This window comes from Pseudoalteromonas sp. TP27 (genome assembly GCF_056470645.1).
Genome location: NZ_JARDAK010000006.1, coordinates 74,958 through 92,543, shown reverse-complemented (window position 1 = coordinate 92,543; position 17,586 = coordinate 74,958). Strand labels below are relative to the sequence as shown.

The following is a 17,586-nucleotide window of genomic DNA, read 5'->3' as shown; positions in this document are numbered from 1 at the left end:
TCGTAAATGAGAATTTTTTAACGCAGGTAGCTACACGTTTAGCACCGCAAAATGATTAAGTATTATTGCGGATTGGTATAATAGCTCAGTTATTTTCAGCAATCTTTTTCCTCGGGTTTCGTAAAACTCAACCCAAGCTACGCCAAGAAAATTATAACGAAAAGCCAATCACTTTTCTTCAGGCATTAAAAAAGGCCACCTAAGTGACCTTTTTCTAATAATTAACTTTAAAGTTAATTATTACGCTACGATAGTTGCTACAAAGTACCTACGCCTAAGGTAAGAGCGCCACCTTCATATAACACTTTTCTTCAGGCATTAAAAAACCCGAGACTAAGCTCGGGTTTTTTGGTAACAATTAGCTAGGCTAATAATTACGCTACGATAGTTGCTACAACACCAGCACCTACAGTACGACCACCTTCACGGATAGCAAAACGAAGACCTTCATCCATCGCGATTGGTGCGATTAGAGTTACTGTCATCTTAATGTTATCACCAGGCATTACCATTTCTACGCCATCTGGTAACTGTACGTCACCAGTTACGTCAGTTGTACGGAAGTAGAACTGTGGACGGTAACCTTTGAAGAATGGAGTATGACGACCACCTTCATCTTTCGAAAGTACGTATACTTCTGAAGTGAATGTAGTATGTGGGTTGATTGAACCAGGCTTAGCTAGTACTTGACCACGTTCAACGTCTTCACGTTTAGTACCACGTAGAAGTGCACCGATGTTTTCGCCAGCACGACCTTCGTCTAGAAGCTTACGGAACATTTCAACACCAGTACAAGTAGAACGAGTTGTATCATTGATACCAACAATTTCTACTTCGTCATTGATGCGGATGATACCAGCTTCAACACGACCAGTTACAACAGTACCACGACCCTGGATTGAGAAAACGTCTTCGATAGGCATGATGAATGGCTTATCGATGTCACGCTCTGGCTCTGGGATGTAAGAATCAAGTGCGTTTGCAAGCTCAACAATCTTATCTTCCCACTCTTTCTCGCCTTCTAACGCTTTAAGCGCAGAACCAGCAATTAGAGGTAAGTCATCACCTGGGAAATCGTATTCTGAAAGAAGTTCACGAACTTCCATTTCTACTAGTTCAAGTAGCTCTTCGTCATCTACCATGTCACATTTGTTCATGAACACGATGATGTAAGGAACGCCAACTTGACGAGAAAGAAGGATGTGCTCACGCGTTTGTGGCATAGGGCCATCTGTCGCAGCAACTACTAAGATCGCGCCGTCCATTTGAGCAGCACCAGTGATCATGTTTTTAACATAATCGGCGTGACCAGGACAATCTACGTGTGCGTAGTGACGTGTAGGTGTATCGTATTCAACGTGAGACGTTGAAATAGTGATACCACGTTCGCGCTCTTCTGGAGCGTTGTCGATTGATGCGAAATCTTTAGCAACACCGCCGTATACTTTTGCAAGTACGTTAGTGATTGCTGCAGTTAGTGTAGTTTTACCGTGGTCAACGTGGCCGATTGTACCAACGTTTACGTGCGGTTTTACGCGTTCAAACTTTTCTTTTGCCATGACGGAACCTATCAGTTTTGTGTATCTAAATTACATATGAAAATAATCCACCAGAGGTAGATTAAGTTAATTTTTTTCAAATAGTATTTTCTGACAGATAAAGGAAGTAATCAAGGAGATTCTTAGGACTGGTGCTGATAGGCAGAGTCGAACTGCCGACCTCACCCTTACCAAGGGTGCGCTCTACCAACTGAGCTATATCAGCAACACAAGAACTGGAGCGGGCAGCGGGAATCGAACCCGCATCATCAGCTTGGAAGGCTGAGGTAATAGCCATTATACGATGCCCGCATAAAAATCTGTTCTTAAACTACCTCTAACCGTCAAGAATAAAGTGGTGGAGGGAGCTGGATTCGAACCAGCGAAGGCTGAGCCGTCAGATTTACAGTCTGATCCCTTTGGCCGCTCGGGAACCCCTCCACGATAATTCTCTACTAATTCACTTCCGGTAAAAGGAAAGTGGTGCCGACTAACCGAGTCGAACGGTTGACCTACTGATTACAAGTCAGTTGCTCTACCAGCTGAGCTAAGTCGGCACTGCTTTAGTACGGGGCGAGATATTAGAGTAAGGTTTATTGGGATGCAACAATAAAATTAAAAAAAGTGTAAATTTTTAGTTTAAATGCTCAATATTCACGCGAAAACACGTTTTTTGCACTTTTTTATACTATTTTGCTTAGTTCGCGCCAATAATTTAGTCCCTTCATTACGAGTAATGAATCAAAAATACTTCCTGCAAATTGCTGCTGTAATAGTGAGCCATAGCCACCAGCAAAAATAATTTGTGTTGCTTGTTCTGTTTTTTGAGCCGTTAAATGTACCTTAGCTTGCTCAATTGCACCAATGGTTGCTACTAAAGCACCGTTTTTTAAACCATTTGGCGTGTTTTTACCCAATTCATTAGTAAATGGTGTTTTACCGTCATCAAAAACACGTTGGGTGTTTTGTGTAAGCGATGAGGTCATTAAATCAAGCCCAGGTAAAATCCAGCCACCCAAATGTTGTCCTTCGCCATTAAGCACGTCAATTGTGGTCGCAGTGCCTGCATCAACAACAATACATGCTTTATTTGGGTATAGCATAAAGCCTGCAATAAGCGCTAGCCATCTATCGATACCTAAGTTACCCACATGTTCGTAAGCGCATACAAGATCTCTAAGCGTTTTGGTTACCTTGGCTTCAAAGCAAGTAATATTATTGCTAGCCGCTTGCGCGAGAATATTGTTTAGTAAATCACTGCGCCCTACGCACGCATAAATCACTTCGGTTATTTGCACCCAAGGTAGATTATTTATATCTGCTGGTTGTGCTTGCTCGTTATGCCACAGCACAGCTTTTAGTGATGTATTTCCTACATCGATCAGTAATCTCATACTTGCGCCTTTCGAAGAGAGACTTCCCCGCCGTAATAACTTTTTACTTCACCGTCTTGGCGAATTCGTATTCCACCTTGTGGGTCAATGCCTTCACATATTCCACGCCAGCTTCTGTGCCCAGTATTTAGCTCAACGTATTCGCCAGCAAACGCATTAAGCGAATTCCATTGCTCATACATATCTTGTAAGCCAGTTTGACGATACTTTGCTAAACGCTGCTCTAAGTGGTGAGTAAGTGACGCCACCAGCTGATTTTTATCAAGCTTTTGGGTGTGTTGATTTAAATCGGTCCATGCTTGGTCTATATGTTGGCTAAAGCTGTCTGGCATTTGTAAATTAATACCTATACCAATCACGAGCTGACAAGGCCCTTGCGGCTGTCCGTCGAGTTCAACTAATACACCTGCAAGCTTTTGCTTATTTATATAAATATCGTTAGGCCATTTAAGCTCTACGTCAATTTGGTATAACGCTTTAATTGCATCATAAACAGCAAGACCTACCGCAATTGATACACCCATTGCAGCTTGAAGCCCGTCATCTAAACGCCAAAAGTAACTGTAATACAAATTAGCACCAAATGGCGATTGCCAAACACGGCCACGTCGGCCACGCCCTGCTTGCTGCATTTCGGCAACAATTACAGTGCCAGACCCAAGCTCAGTTTTAGCCTGTATGCGGCGCATAAGCTCGCTGTTGGTCGAATCTATAATAGGGTGTACTTCTACATTGGCCGTATTATCACCTAATGCTTTATAGTGCTGATCAATTTGTGTTTTATTTAAAAGGCCCACTTGGCTATTTAAGCAATAGCCTTTGCCGGTTACTTTAAAAATATCCAAACCCATTTCTTGTAACGTTTTAATATGTTTACTAACCGCAGCCCGGCTAATTCCAAGCTCTTCACCTAAAGCTTGCCCAGATACAAAGCCCCCTTGGTTGAGTGCATTTAAAATAGCGAGTTTGTTTCCATCAGGTGCTTTCATTGCTCAGGCTCCGCGTTAATATGGCATTCGCTAGTTTGATTAATTAAACGTACTTCGTGCTCAAGCATAATGTTGTAGCGCGTATAAACAACTTGCTGAATATGTTTAATCATTTTTATTAGGTCACTGCCTTCACTATTTCCGTGATTAACAAGCACTAGCGCTTGTTGTTGATGCACTTCTACACCTGCCTCGCGGTATCCTTTTAAACCACTTTGATCGATTAACCAACCAGCCGCTACCTTGTGATGGCTGTGCCCATATTCGTAATGAGGTAAATCTGCAAATTGCTTTAATAGCTCAGCTAATTGCTGGTTGGTTATTATTGGGTTTTTAAAAAAACTGCCCGCATTTGGCAATGTATATGGGTTTGGTAATTTACTATTACGCGTTTTTATAACCTGCTCAAACACTGCTTGCGGTGTAATAACATCTAGCTGCTGCAGAGGGCCATAATTTAAAACTGGTTGCCACTTTTTTGGAAGCGCTAAATGCACTTGCGTGATCACCGCTTTATTTTTGAGAGCATGTTTAAATATTGAGTCTCTGTAGGCAAATTCACATTGCGTATTATTTAGCGAGTGCATAGTTTTAGTGGTTATATCAAAGTATTCTACCGACTCAATAAATTTAGCTATCTCAACGCCATAAGCACCAATATTTTGCACCGGCGATGCGCCAACCGTACCCGGTATAAGCGCTAGATTTTCAAGTCCGGGAATATTTTTATCAAGTAAGTAACTTACTAACTTATGCCAGTTTTCGCCTGCGGCAACACTTGCTAACACATCACTTTCACGTTCGGTAATTTGAATACCTTTGGTTGCCATTTTAATAACACTACCAACGTAATCGTCTAAAAATATAGTATTACTGCCCTCACCTAATAAGCAAAATGGCGTGTTAAAGCTTTGCGTTTTAAGCTGCTCAAGCTGAGTAATTTCAACAAAATTTTGGCATTGGCTGTTTAATGCGAATGTATGTAAGGAGTGTAATGAATGCGCCACAAAGCTCTCAAATAATACCGGTAACTAATCGCAATAGTTTACCTCATCGTCGCAAATGTGGCACTAGATTGTAAAAATCACTCAACCCACCGTCTCAATCGTGATATAAAACCAGCACTTTTTTTATTTGTGTTCAGAGTAATGATGAAAATTAAACCTCTTTTTTTAAGCCTCGCTATGGCGGGTATGTGTTCGCAAGCAATGGCTAATGCGATTGACCAAAACTCGTATGCTAACCTTGATGATGTTGTTACTACTCACTTAAACCTTGATTTAGATGTCGACTTTGCCGACAAGCAGTTAGAAGGTTTTGTTGAGCATACTCTTCAGTGGAACAACAGCAAAAGTAGAACGCTTGTACTTGATACCCGCGACTTAGACATTGATAAAGTAATGTACAAAGATCAAAGCGGTAACTGGAAAAAAGCAACTTTTGATTTAGCTAAGCGTGATGACGTTAAAGGTTCAAAGCTTACTATTAAGTTTAAAAACCAAGCTGAAGTAGTGCGTATTTATTACAACAGTCGTCCAGAAGCATCTGGCCTGCAATGGTTAACACCAGAGCAAACGGCAAGTAAAACGCATCCATTTATGTACAGCCAATCGCAAGCAATTCATGCGCGTAGTTGGATCCCAGTGCAAGATACACCTGCAATGCGTGTAACTTACTCTGCGCGAATTCATACACCAAAAGATATACGTGCTGTAATGAGTGCCGATAACAAAGATGCGCTTTATAAAGATGGCGACTATATCTTTGATATGCCACAAGCAATTTCACCTTACCTAATTGCTATTGGCGCAGGTAACTTAGAATTTAAAGCAATGTCGCGTCAAACGGGCATATTTGCTGAGCCTACAATTTTAGATGCCTCAGTTGCTGAGTTTGACGACACCCAAGCCATGATCGACAAAACAAACGCTATGTACGGCGAATATGCATGGGGTCGATACGACTTATTAATGCTACCGCCAAGTTTTCCGTTTGGTGGCATGGAAAACCCACGCTTATCATTTATAACCCCAACGGTTGTTGCCGGTGATAAAAGCTTAGTTAACCTTATTGCCCATGAGCTTGCTCATTCTTGGTCAGGTAACTTAGTCACTAACGCAACTTGGGAAGATTTATGGTTAAACGAAGGTTTTACCTCGTACGTTGAAAACCGCATTATGGAAGAAGTATTTGGCCGTGACCGTGCGGTTATGGAACAAGCACTTGATTCTGCATCACTACGTGCGCAACTTAAAACAATTGACGCGCCAGACACTCGCCTTAATTTAAAACTTAACGGACGCGATCCAGACGATGCATTTAGCTCAGTGCCTTACACTAAAGGTCAGTTATTCTTAATTTACTTAGAAAACAAATACGGTCGCGATAAATTTGACCCATTTGTAAAAGCGTACTTTAAAGAGTTTTCGTTTAAATCACTGACTACTGCACAATTTGTTACTTACTTAAAAGCTAACTTAATTGAAAAGTATCCTGGTGTTGTAAGCATGGACAAAGTAAACGAATGGATATTTGAGCCTGGCTTACCAAGTGATGCGCCAAACCCTACTTCTGATGCATTTGATAAAGTAGATACTGCAACAGCAGCATGGTTAAAAGGCGACACAACAGCAGCTCAACTACCAACGGCTGATTGGTCTGTGCATGAGTGGTTACACTTTTTAAATAACTTACCACGTGATTTAAGCATAGAGAAAATGAGCGAGCTTGATAGTGAATTTAACCTAACGCAATCAACTAACGCTGAACGTGCGTTTGCTTGGTTTATGCTAGCAGTAGGTAATGGTTATCAACCAATTTACCCGGCGCTTAATAAGCACTTATCAGGTATTGGCCGTCGTAAGTTAATTGTGCCGTTATATAAATCACTTATCACTAACGGCAAAAAAGATTGGGCACAAAGCGTGTACTTAAAAGCACGCCCTGGGTATCACCCTCTTGCACAAGGTACTATTGACGCATTGTTTGAATAAGTAATAGCGTTAATTAGAAACTAAAAAGGGCCAAGTTTGGCCCTTTTGTTTTCCTGTTTTTTACTTTGTCACTTTTTCCAAAAAAGCTTTGCGCTGCGCCGTTGTGGCTTGTTGCCACCAAAAATCAAGCATTTGCGGCGCACTTGGCATGCCCTTACCTGTAACTGGTGCTATTGGCTTTATTGGTCGGCTTGAACGCGAAGGCTCTGCTGGCATCGTATTTTGCATTGCCGGTTTATTGATTGCTAGTTGCGTATCAGGAATAACACTTAAAGGTTTAGCAATAGCGCTACTTTTTGCTTTTAAGCTCACTTGAGGGGCTTCTGCAAATACTTTTGCAGATACTGCATTCGCTGCACGATTAAACACTAAGGTATAATCTTTACCCGCTTCAACGGTTACATCAACCCAAAATGGCTCAGACTCCACAACTTCATGCGTGTCGTAATCATCTTCATATAAATCGGTGTACTTTAGCCTAAGCTGATAAGTGCCTGGTGCAAGCTCTACATCATCAATACGGCTAAACAAAGAGCTTTCTAGCATTTTATCGCCCACTTGCAGTGGTACAATTTCTTCTGGAAAGTGAATATTCTCAGCATTAGCCGAAAAACTAAGTAGTAATGCAACTGCACTACTTATTAAAATTGGTTTAAGCATATTAACTCCTTTATTTGATTTCAGTTTGACACTGCTTTGAAAGTTTGTCATTAGTGAGCTTAAAATTCATAATACTTAATTAGGAACACACTATGAGCCAAGAAACTATTTTTACCAAAATAATTAATCGTGAAATTCCGGCTGACATTGTCTACGAAGATGAAGATACCCTCGCATTTAAAGATATAAACCCACAAGCGCCATTCCATGTGTTGATTATCCCCAAAAAAGCAATTGCTACTATAAATGATATAAATCCTGAAAACTCACATTTAGTAGGCAATTTATACGTTGTTGCGGCTAAATTAGCTAAAGAGCATAATTTTGCTGACGATGGATACCGCCTGGTTATGAACTGTAACGAGCATGGAGGCCAAACTGTTTATCACATACATTTACATATGCTTGGCGGTAAAGAAATGGGATGGCCCCCTTATCAAAATAAAAAAAAGGAAATTAACTAAAATTTTATTATATTATCAGCTCAATTAATTAGTTATAAATACTATGGGTTTCATAGTTATAAATAAGAAATAGTTACTTATTTGCAACATTTTATGTTTAAATAATCGTAAAATCGTATTTGTTATTGAGTACACCAGTGATTTTCTAATACAAAAGTTGCGGAGGTCGTGGTAAACTTAGTCAGTCAGCTTTATAAAAGAGTATAAAAAACATGAGCAGCTCAGCCTTTTTGTTATTAGATCAAGAGCCAATTAACACTATTGGCATAAACGTTTTAGAACCTTTGTTAAAGACGCAAGGCCTTGACGTAACTACCGGTACAAATATCTTAGATGTGCCTGAAGGGACTCGACTTCTGTTTATTGAAACATCAAGTAAAGATGCATGGGGAAAACTAAAAGAACAACTAGTAAACCTACGTATTAAATGCGATATCATATTATTCAACCTAGACGAAAACCCAGAGCTTGCTAACCGTGCACTATTGAGTGGTATTCGCGGCGTATTTTATACAACCGATAACGCGGATGTATTAATGAAAGGTATACGCCTACTCATGGAAGATCAACTTTGGTATCGTCGCGATATTATGTGTAATGCATTAAATCGTATGTTGCAGTTTAACAAAGACGCACTACACAAACTTACTGAAGGTGATATAGAGCCGGTTAAGCTTACTAAGCGAGAAAAAGCAATTATCTCATTAATGAGCAATGGCTCTAAAAATAAAGAAATCGCTGAAGAACTTAGCATTAGCCCACATACTGTAAAAACACATTTATACAGTGCATTTAGAAAAACTAAATGTCGTAACCGTATTGAGCTACTGTCTTGGGCACAACAAAATATACCTGACGAAATTCGCTAAATACGTATTTCAACTAAATATTAAAAAACAGACACTTAAGTGTCTGTTTTTGTATGTGTTACATATTTATTTAATACCAATTCGCTTACGAAGTTAACTACTTTGAGGATTGGTATAAATGTATACTTTTGATAATCTTGGTTTAAAAACTACTTTGCTGGAATATTAATGCTCGATTCTTTCACTCTTTACTTTGCCAGCATAGCCATTATGGTTGTAATGACCTTACTTAACTTTTTAACATGGCGAACAAACAAACAAATTCCAGGCACACTGCTATACATTTTTTATCCTCTATTACTATTAGGTTCTGTTATTGGTTTTACTCTTGTTGGTGAGGCACATAATTTAGTTATTATTAGCGTAGCGAGTAGCATGATGTTTGCCGCATCAGTAGTACATTGTTTATCGCTCAGCCAGTTTTTAAACTATCATGGTATAGGTTTTAAATTACTTTGCTCCGTTACCGCTTTTAGCGCTATAACGCTTGGTTATTACACCTTTTTTGACCCATCTTTGCGCGAAAGAATTATTGCATCCGATTTACAGCACATAGCAGAAGCTGGGTTTTTACTCTTTATATTTATTAAATATGCCCGCAAGCCCTACCCTAACGGCAGCATTGTATACATAACCATTTTAACGCTTGTTACTTTTAGCTTTATTGGCCGCTCGTTATTTATGGATAACATTGAACAAAAAAACCTTTTAACAAACGGCTGGTTTAGCGCTTTATTATTTTTAAATGGGGTAATTGCTCCCATGTTTTACGCTTCGGGTATGGCGCTATTATGTAATGAGCGCAGAGAGCAGCACCTTAATAAATTAGCCGATAAAGCACAAAAAGATTTAGAGATACGCGGACTCTTTTTATCAACGATAAGCCACGAGATTCGTACTCCACTTAACGGTATTTTAGGCAGCGCTCAACTTGTTATGAACCAAACAAGTGATACACGTAATAAAGCTTACTGCGAGGCGATTATAAATTCTGCCGAATCACTTAACTTATTGGTAGATAAAGTCCTTGATTACGCGAGCTTAGATCAAAGTGATGAAGCGCTTTACGAAGAAGATGTAGAGTTTAAAACGTGGCTTAATAATTTATGCTTATTACTAAGCCCACTCGCCGAGCAAAAACAGCTAAAATTTGAGCTTATCTATAATATTCCTGAGCAGGCCTGTTATTACTGCGACCAGCAAAAGCTTAGGCAAATAATTATTAATTTAGTGGGTAATGCCATTAAGTTTACAGACCACGGAACCGTTAAAATTCAAGTTGATTTGGTCTTAGAAAAGCAACTTGAACACACCATAAAAATTAGCGTAAAAGATTCAGGACCAGGAATCGAAAACGATGAAATAGCATACTTAACAGAACCTTATGTACAAAGTAGTGCTGGAAAAGAGAAAGGCGGAACTGGCCTTGGCTTAGCTATTACCAGTCGCCTGCTTGAAAAGCTCAGTAGCCGACTCGAAATAGCCAGCCAGCTTGGTACAGGCAGTGTATTTAGCTTTACCGTTACCTTTACTTTAGGTGAATTGAGCCTTGTAGAGCAGCGCCATCAAACTAAAGATTACTTAACAGGTCTTGATGTACTACTGGTTGAAGATTTAGATTTAAACCAAAAAATTGCTATAGAATTTATGGCCGACGATGAGCACAAAATTAAGCTCGCAAAAGATGGGAAAAGCGCCATAGAGCTCATGCAAGCTCATCACTTTGATGTTGTTTTACTTGATATGAACCTACCTGACTTAACAGGCCAAGAAGTACTTAAACGTCTAAAACGCCTTGATCATAAAAATCAACGAACTCCAGTACTCGCATTTACTGCAAGCCTTAGCCCTGACGAAGTAAAAGAATATTTAGAATTAGGAATAAAAGACATTGTAGGTAAGCCTATTAAGCACGAAAAGCTTCGACAAGCACTTAGCGATTCGCAGTCAAATCAAACCGCTAGCATAGCCGTAGAATTAATTGATACCTTGTATGATAAAACAGCAGCCGAAACACTCACCAGCTCATTTAGTGAAGATGAAGTATCTTCGATTTATAATGAATTTGTGCTTTCGGCGCGTAACAAGCTAATTCGCTGTCAAAAGCTCATTGATCAACAGCCAGAGCAATGCATTAAGCTTTTACATCGCCAAGCAAGTACCGCGCTGCAGTTGGGTTTTAATCGCTATGGTATAGAGCTTAAAAAAATAGAGCGCCGTTTACTCGATAAAAAACCACACAACGACATGCTTGATGAAGCGTTAGATCTGTGGCAACGAAGCTTAGAGAAGTATTTAAAGTTTGTGCGTGGGCAGTTAGAGTAATAGTTAATTAGCTTTAAAAAATAGCTAATTATTAGCCTCTTCCATATTTATCATCAAATCGCTCTATATCGCTTTCATCAAGTACAGCACCGGTTTGCACCTCAATGACTATTAACGGCTCTTTTTGATTATTAGCCAAGCTATGAATTTGCTTTGCGGCGATATAACATGATTGGTCGTGAGTTAACGTATGCGCTTGCTCGTTAATACACACGTCTGCAATACCTGAAACCACAACCCAATGTTCGGCTCGGTGCTGATGGCGCTGTGTCGAAAGCTTAGCACCGCTGTTAACAGTGATTTTTTTAACTTTAAAGCCAATGCCTTCAACTAAAGTGCGGTAATTCCCCCATGGGCGAAAAACGACTTGATGGTGGCTAAGTTTATCAGCCTGTGTTGTCGCAACTTGCTTAAGCAACAAAGGCAGTAAATCTAGCTCATTTTGATTTGCTATTAACGTGGCATCATGAGTATGAATAATCGCTAAATCACTTACTCCAAGCGTGGCAATTGTGTGCTCCGCTTCGTTTATTACTAAGTTGTTAGTACTTTTTTGAGCCATATAATTAGCATTTAAACTATTACCGTGTTCATCTTTTTTTGTAAGTGCATCAAGAGATGAAAAGCTGCCTACGTCACTCCATTGTAAGTCAACCGGCATAACAACTACGTTATTGCTGCGCTCTAAAATAGCGTAATCTATTGAATCACTTGGGCAATGTTCAAGCGAACTGCTGCTTGGGCGGGTAAAGCCTAAATCTTTAATAAACTGTGCCGCTGCAGCGACACTCTTTGCTATTTTTGGCGCAAATCGTTCGAGCTCTTTTAAGTATGCCGCAGGGGTAAATAAAAACATGCCGCTATTCCAGCTATAACCACCTTGGGTTAAATAACATTTCGCTGTATCTAGGTTAGGCTTTTCTTTAAATTGGGTAACATCGTAACAACCGGTACCCGCGATAGCTGCGCCTTGTTTTATATAACCATAGCCAGTATGCGGCTCTTTAGGCGTAATCGAAAACGTAACAAGCTTACCTTGCTCAGCAAGTTTTACAGCTTCTGGAAGCTTAGCCGTTAATACACCAAAGTTTTCAATATGGTGATCGGCAGGCATCACTAATAACGGTCCGGTAATACCATTTTGCAGTGCATAGTGGGCGGCTAATGCGATAGCAGGAGCTGTATTTTTACCTGTGGGTTCGAGTAATAATGCAGTAGGAGTTGAGCTTGCTGCTTGCTCTGCAGCAATAAATCGGTGCTGCTCATTACACACTAAAATAGCGTTATCGAACAAGTCATTAGAAACTCGCGCTAATGTACTTTGCAGCAATGACGTATTTCCATTAAGCAGTGGTAAAAATTGTTTAGGCATTGCTTGGCGAGAAAGCGGCCACAAGCGAGAGCCTATGCCACCGGCTAAAATTACAGGAGTGATCAAAGTGTTCATAATGTACATTAGCCGCCAACAAAAAATATCAGCGACTATTTTAACACTTTATTGGCTCTGCACTAAATTAACGTATTTATATTAATGTAAAAGAGTCAGCGTCTAAGTAAGCAGGAAACGCTGCTTTAAACTCATCCAGTGGTGCTTTTTCAAGTGTTATAGTTACTAGCTGCTCGGTGTTATCTTGCGCTTTAGTCAAAGCATCGCCTTTAAAGTCGTATACTGCTGTACCGCCATTGTGTGCGATATTATTACCGTCTTCACCCACGCGATTAACGCCTACTACGTAACATAGGTTTTCCATTGCACGTGCCATAAGTAACGTATCCCAAATATGGCGGCGCACAGCAGGCCAATTGGCTACGTTTATCATTACATCGTAGTCGTTATTATTACGTTGAAATACCGGAAAACGTAAGTCGTAACATACCTGTGGTAACAGTTTAAAGCCGTTGATTTCAAAAACTTTGCGCGCTTGCCCTGCTACAACGTAATCGCCCTCACTACCTAGACGAAATAAATGGCGCTTATCGTAATAACTCACCTCTCCATCGGGCTTTACCCAATAAAACCGATTGGCTTTTTTATCACCTTGCGCAACAAGTACTGAACCCGCAATAACCGCATTATGTTTATGAGCCTGTGCCTTTAGCCAAGTAAGTACTTTACCGTTTTCGGGTTCTGCACAATCTAAATTAATAGCAAAGCCTGTTGAAAATGTTTCTGGTAATAAAATTAAATCGGGCTGATTAGTAATTGCCTCAAGTTGTTTATTAAACATGGCTAAATTAGCGTCTTTATCAAGCCAGTGAAGCGAGCTTTGCAAAGCTGTAATGGTTAAATTTGGCATAAGTAGTTCCTTTGATGTTGAATAGGCGCTAAATACGCCTTTAATATTCTCTAAAGAAATCTATTTATAATTTTCGTAAATTTTATCCAGCGGCTCTGAAAGCCCACTTTCTTGGACTATTCGAACATGTTTACGACCTAACTCACGCGCACTAGTTACACCGCATGAGTGAGCAATTAAACCAGCTCCGTAATGAATATACTTATTATAGTTAGCTACGCGCTGCGCCTTATCAGCTACATTAAGACCTTTTTGTAAATGTGTATTGTGCGTAGTAATCCCTGTAGGGCAGGTATCTTTATTACATTGCATAGCTTGAATACACCCTAATGCAAACATATGACCACGGGCCGATACAACAAAATCAGCACCGAGCGCTAATGCCCATGCAACCTTTGATGGAACGATTAATTTACCCGAAGCAATAATTTTTACCCGCTCTCTAAGGCCGTGCTTTTCAAGCATATTAACGACAAGCGGCAAGCTTTCGCGAAGAGGTAAACCCACTGAATCCATAAGCGGTTGCGGTGCGGCACCGGTGCCACCGTCTGCACTATCAATGGTTATAAAATCAGGGGCTGATTCAACGCCACGGTGATTTATTTCTGCAAATAAAGTTTCTAACCACGTGTAGTCACCTATAACCGCTTTAAAGCCCGTTGGCTTACCGGTGGCATTACGCACAGTGGCAATCATATCGAGAATATCACTTGGCTTTTTAATTTCAGGATGCCCATTAGGACTAATCGAGTCTTGCCCTTCTGGAATACCTCTGATTTTAGCTATCTCGGCATTAACTTTACGTCCTGGAAGCATTCCGCCTTTACCAGGTTTTGCACCTTGGCTCATTTTTAGTTCGAACATTTTAACCTGTTCGTGAGCTGCAATTTCTTTCAGTTTTTCGGTACTTAAATTTCCATGTTCATCACGAGCACCGTATTTAGCAGTACCAATTTGAAATACTAGGTCGGCGCCACCTTCTAAATGGTAAGGGCTTAACCCCCCTTCTCCGGTGTTCATCCAGCAACCCGCTAGTTTTGCCCCTTTTGATAAAGCACGTACAGCTGGTTTTGAAAGCGCCCCAAAGCTCATGCCTGACACATTAAATAACGAATTCGTTGTGTAAGGTTTTTTACAATATGGACCCAACGTTACATTACTTGGATCGAGTGCCTCTTCATCTAAAGTAGGAAACGCACAATTCATGAACATTACCGTGCCCGTTACTTCTAAGCTTTGTGTTGAACCAAATGAAGCTGTGCGATCAACATCTTTTGCTGCGCGGTAAACCCAATTACGTTCAGCACGATTAAACGGCATTTCTTCTCTATCGAGAGCAAAAAAGTATTGTCTGAAAAATTCACCTTGGCGTTCAAAAAAATACCGGAAACGGCCAATTACTGGATAGTTACGCCTAATAGCATGTTTTGTTTGCGTAATATCACGAAAGTAAAAAACAATAATAGTAAGAACAATTAACCCAAGTGCGATAATAAAAATACTCGCAAATACGTCAATACTAAACATTATAAAACTGCTCATCTAAGGCCCCTTGATGGCTATATTTTTAAACAATACCAATTTGCCTAGTCTGTGGATATTTTGACGATTAGAGTCGTTAAAATAAGCTCTATTACTAGGGCGTATTGATCTTTGTGGATTGAAATTTGTTCAATCTAGGGTCGATTAAATCGCGGCGCGAGGTTTGTAACCTAGTGCGCTAAGTAAAAACCGAGCAACAAAAAGTTAATCGCCCCTAGAAAGAACCCAAAGGGCAGCGCATGTTTGGCATTTATGCTGCGTTATCGCCTATTTATGGGGAATGACCACACTACATAGGCTCTGCCTTCCCTAAATACCAAACAGTCTGCTGCAAAATCAATCACGAAAGGTCAACACGCCCTAAGTCTCTTGGTATAAAAAAGGTGTTGCTGTCAAAATGACACAACACCTTTGTTTGTTCAAGGTTTATACCCCTTACAAGACTAGTTTTGTAACTTAGTAAGCTCATTTTTTATGTATAAACGTACTTGTGTTTCTAATACCGACAAGGGCACTGAACCATGGCGCAAAACCTGATGATGAAATTCGCGAATATCGAAATTTTTCCCAAGTGCTTGCTCGGCTTCAACACGCAAACGCTTAATAGTTAATTCACCAATTTTGTATGATAGTGCCTGTGCTGGCCACGATATATAACGATCTGTTTCTGTTTTAACATTGTGCAGCGAAAGCGCTGTGTTCTCGCTCATAAAGTTCATTGCACGCTCGCGACTCCAGCCATACATATGCATACCCGTATCAACAACTAAACGTGCTGCTCGCCACATTTCATAAGTTAAGCGACCAAAACGACTATATGGGTCTTGATAAAAGCCCGCTTCTAAACCTAAATACTCAGAGTAAAGCCCCCAGCCTTCGCCAAATGCCGATAAATAGGCATCACGACGATAGCTCGGCAGATTTTCAAGCTCAGCATTGAGTGATATTTGCAAATGATGTCCCGGCACAGCTTCGTGCAGAGTCAGCGCTTCTAAAACATAAAGTGGACGTTTATCTAATGCATAGGTATTAACCCAGTAGTATCCGGCTTCATCATCTCGATTAGAACCAGAATATCGACCTGTTGTGTATTTAGGGGCAATGCTTGCTGGTACGGGTGCTACGCCATAAGGTTTACGCGGTAAGGTATGAAACAACTTAGGCAGTTGCGCATCCATTTTTTTAGCAATGTAGGCTGCCTCCTTTAAAAGCTGCTCAGGTGTTGTTGCGTAAAACTGCGGATCAGTACGTAAAAAGTGGATAAATTCGGCAAACGTGCCTTTAAATCCCACCTCTTTAATTACATCTTCCATTTCACCGCGAATACGAGCAACTTCTTTTAAGCCTAACTCGTGGATCTCTTTTGGTGTCATGTCGGTAGTGGTGTAATACTTAGTACGGTTTTTATAAAAAGCTTTACCGTTAGGAGTTTCTGAAATACCAATACTTGTGCGAGCACCTGGCCGATACTGCTCAGTGAAAAACGTTAAGTAGCCTTTATATGCTGGTATTACTTTATTTTTTAAAACTGTTTTAGCTTGCTGTTGAAGTGCATAAAAATCACTCTCGCTTATGCTAGCAGTATTAGTTAAAAACGGTTTATAAAATTCTGATTGGGTTACATCATCAACAATATACGTATTTATAGAGTCTTCGTACCCTTCTAATACAGCTTTTGGTTGGGTGAGACCGGTTTCGAGTCCTTTTTTCATCCAATGTATGTTTTGTTGAAAAAATCGCGGTATTTGCGCCAAACGTGCAAGATATGTTTCTAAATCTTGCTCTTCTTTGTATTGAGAGCTATTAATGATGTACGACAACCCAGAGTGAAAACCGTACTCTGATGTAAGCGGCATGTAATGTGCGTTAAACACATATTCGTCCACGCTATTTTGTACCTGAGCGCGAATAATACTTAAGTTAATCTGATTTTCGTCACTCAGTTTCGCTGCGTTTACGGCATCTAAATCAGCGAGTAATTGCGTTTTATTTTTATATTGCTGCGCTAAAGATTCTGGCGACAAATTTGCTAGTAGGTAACCGTCAACGCCCTTTGAACTACTATAAGGATTTATACTTTCTCTATATTGAACAATAGATTGAGCGACTTGAGTAAACTGTTCATTCGCATTAGGCATGGTTATTTGACATGCACTTAATGAGCATAAAATTGTTATACCAAGAAGAGATTGGCGAAGCGTTTTTGGTAAAAAATAATTCATTATTATGTAACTTGATGATGCAATAGATTTCATAAAACTATCGTAGGGTAAATAAATAGCAAGTAAATGAGACAAACTGACGCGTTAAAACATTACAAACAATAAGTGTAATTAAAGTATTACTTACGTTAACACAGCTAAAAACCAGTCTAATTGATGAGAAAAGCAGCGGTTGAGTCGTTAAAGTTAAATTTAAGTATCCTAACTCTCCTTTTTTACTTTTAAATAGTTCGCATAACGATTACTGTAGTAAAAAATAATAAAAAGCTGGATGCATAACCGCCTCATGGAAT

General features: G+C 40.0%; 13 protein-coding genes and 4 tRNA genes. 4 read left to right on the top strand and 13 right to left on the bottom strand.

Annotated elements, in window-relative coordinates:
* Positions 1-374: 374 nt before the first annotated feature.
* From tuf to murB, 8 genes are all read right to left on the bottom strand, one after another.
* Complete coding sequence (gene tuf / locus PX700_RS09435) at positions 375-1,559, bottom strand: elongation factor Tu (protein WP_002958888.1); 1,185 nt, start codon at positions 1,557-1,559, stop codon at positions 375-377.
* Positions 1,560-1,688: 129 nt separating this feature from the next.
* Positions 1,689-1,764, bottom strand: a tRNA-Thr gene (locus PX700_RS09430).
* 11 nt (positions 1,765-1,775) lie between these two features.
* A tRNA-Gly gene (locus tag PX700_RS09425) sits at positions 1,776-1,850 on the bottom strand.
* A gap of 44 nt (positions 1,851-1,894) precedes the next feature.
* A tRNA-Tyr gene (locus PX700_RS09420) sits at positions 1,895-1,979 on the bottom strand.
* Between the two features lie 40 nt (positions 1,980-2,019).
* Positions 2,020-2,095, bottom strand: a tRNA-Thr gene (locus PX700_RS09415).
* Between the two features lie 126 nt (positions 2,096-2,221).
* Entirely contained in the window at positions 2,222-2,932 is a 711-nt protein-coding gene (locus PX700_RS09410) for a type III pantothenate kinase (protein WP_479520577.1), read from the bottom strand.
* Positions 2,929-3,921, bottom strand: coding sequence for a bifunctional biotin--[acetyl-CoA-carboxylase] ligase/biotin operon repressor BirA (gene birA, locus PX700_RS09405; RefSeq protein ID WP_479520576.1), 993 nt, complete (start codon positions 3,919-3,921; stop codon positions 2,929-2,931). The genes PX700_RS09410 and birA overlap by 4 nt, the downstream gene beginning before the upstream one ends.
* Entirely contained in the window at positions 3,918-4,928 is a 1,011-nt protein-coding gene (gene murB, locus PX700_RS09400) for a UDP-N-acetylmuramate dehydrogenase (RefSeq protein WP_479520575.1), read from the bottom strand. The genes birA and murB overlap by 4 nt, the downstream gene beginning before the upstream one ends.
* Before the next feature lie 144 nt (positions 4,929-5,072).
* Here murB and PX700_RS09395 point away from each other — a divergent pair, with 144 nt between their 5' ends.
* Positions 5,073-6,914 (top strand): M1 family metallopeptidase, encoded by a 1,842-nt coding sequence (locus PX700_RS09395; RefSeq protein WP_479520574.1) that lies wholly within the window; start codon positions 5,073-5,075, stop codon positions 6,912-6,914.
* 60 nt (positions 6,915-6,974) lie between these two features.
* Here the strand turns inward: PX700_RS09395 and PX700_RS09390 are convergent, their stop codons facing one another.
* A complete protein-coding gene (locus PX700_RS09390) occupies positions 6,975-7,574 on the bottom strand; it encodes a DUF2057 domain-containing protein (RefSeq protein ID WP_415638488.1) in 600 nt (199 codons plus the stop codon).
* Between the two features lie 92 nt (positions 7,575-7,666).
* Between PX700_RS09390 and PX700_RS09385 the strand changes: the two genes are divergently transcribed.
* From PX700_RS09385 to PX700_RS09375, 3 genes are all read left to right on the top strand, one after another.
* Positions 7,667-8,038: a histidine triad nucleotide-binding protein gene (locus PX700_RS09385; RefSeq protein ID WP_415638487.1), complete on the top strand. Its 372-nt coding sequence runs from the start codon at positions 7,667-7,669 to the stop codon at positions 8,036-8,038.
* A gap of 212 nt (positions 8,039-8,250) precedes the next feature.
* Entirely contained in the window at positions 8,251-8,907 is a 657-nt protein-coding gene (locus PX700_RS09380) for a helix-turn-helix transcriptional regulator (protein ID WP_415638486.1), read from the top strand.
* Positions 8,908-9,075: 168 nt separating this feature from the next.
* A complete protein-coding gene (locus PX700_RS09375) occupies positions 9,076-11,232 on the top strand; it encodes a response regulator (RefSeq protein ID WP_479520573.1) in 2,157 nt (718 codons plus the stop codon).
* A 31-nt stretch (positions 11,233-11,263) separates the two neighbouring features.
* On the opposite strand, the gene PX700_RS09370 is transcribed toward PX700_RS09375, so the two are convergent.
* The 4 genes from PX700_RS09370 to PX700_RS09355 all read right to left on the bottom strand — a co-directional run bounded on the left by PX700_RS09370 (position 11,264) and on the right by PX700_RS09355 (position 17,293).
* Positions 11,264-12,679, bottom strand: a complete 1,416-nt coding sequence (locus tag PX700_RS09370; protein WP_479520572.1) for a mannose-1-phosphate guanylyltransferase/mannose-6-phosphate isomerase — start codon at positions 12,677-12,679, stop codon at positions 11,264-11,266.
* Between the two features lie 76 nt (positions 12,680-12,755).
* Positions 12,756-13,529 (bottom strand): amidohydrolase, encoded by a 774-nt coding sequence (locus PX700_RS09365; RefSeq protein ID WP_479520571.1) that lies wholly within the window; start codon positions 13,527-13,529, stop codon positions 12,756-12,758.
* 60 nt (positions 13,530-13,589) lie between these two features.
* The gene (locus PX700_RS09360) at positions 13,590-15,071 is read right to left on the bottom strand and encodes an FMN-binding glutamate synthase family protein (protein ID WP_479520570.1); all 1,482 of its coding nucleotides are present in this window, start codon (positions 15,069-15,071) and stop codon (positions 13,590-13,592) included.
* Between the two features lie 443 nt (positions 15,072-15,514).
* A complete protein-coding gene (locus PX700_RS09355) occupies positions 15,515-17,293 on the bottom strand; it encodes a DUF885 domain-containing protein (protein WP_479520643.1) in 1,779 nt (592 codons plus the stop codon).
* Positions 17,294-17,586: the final 293 nt, after the last annotated feature.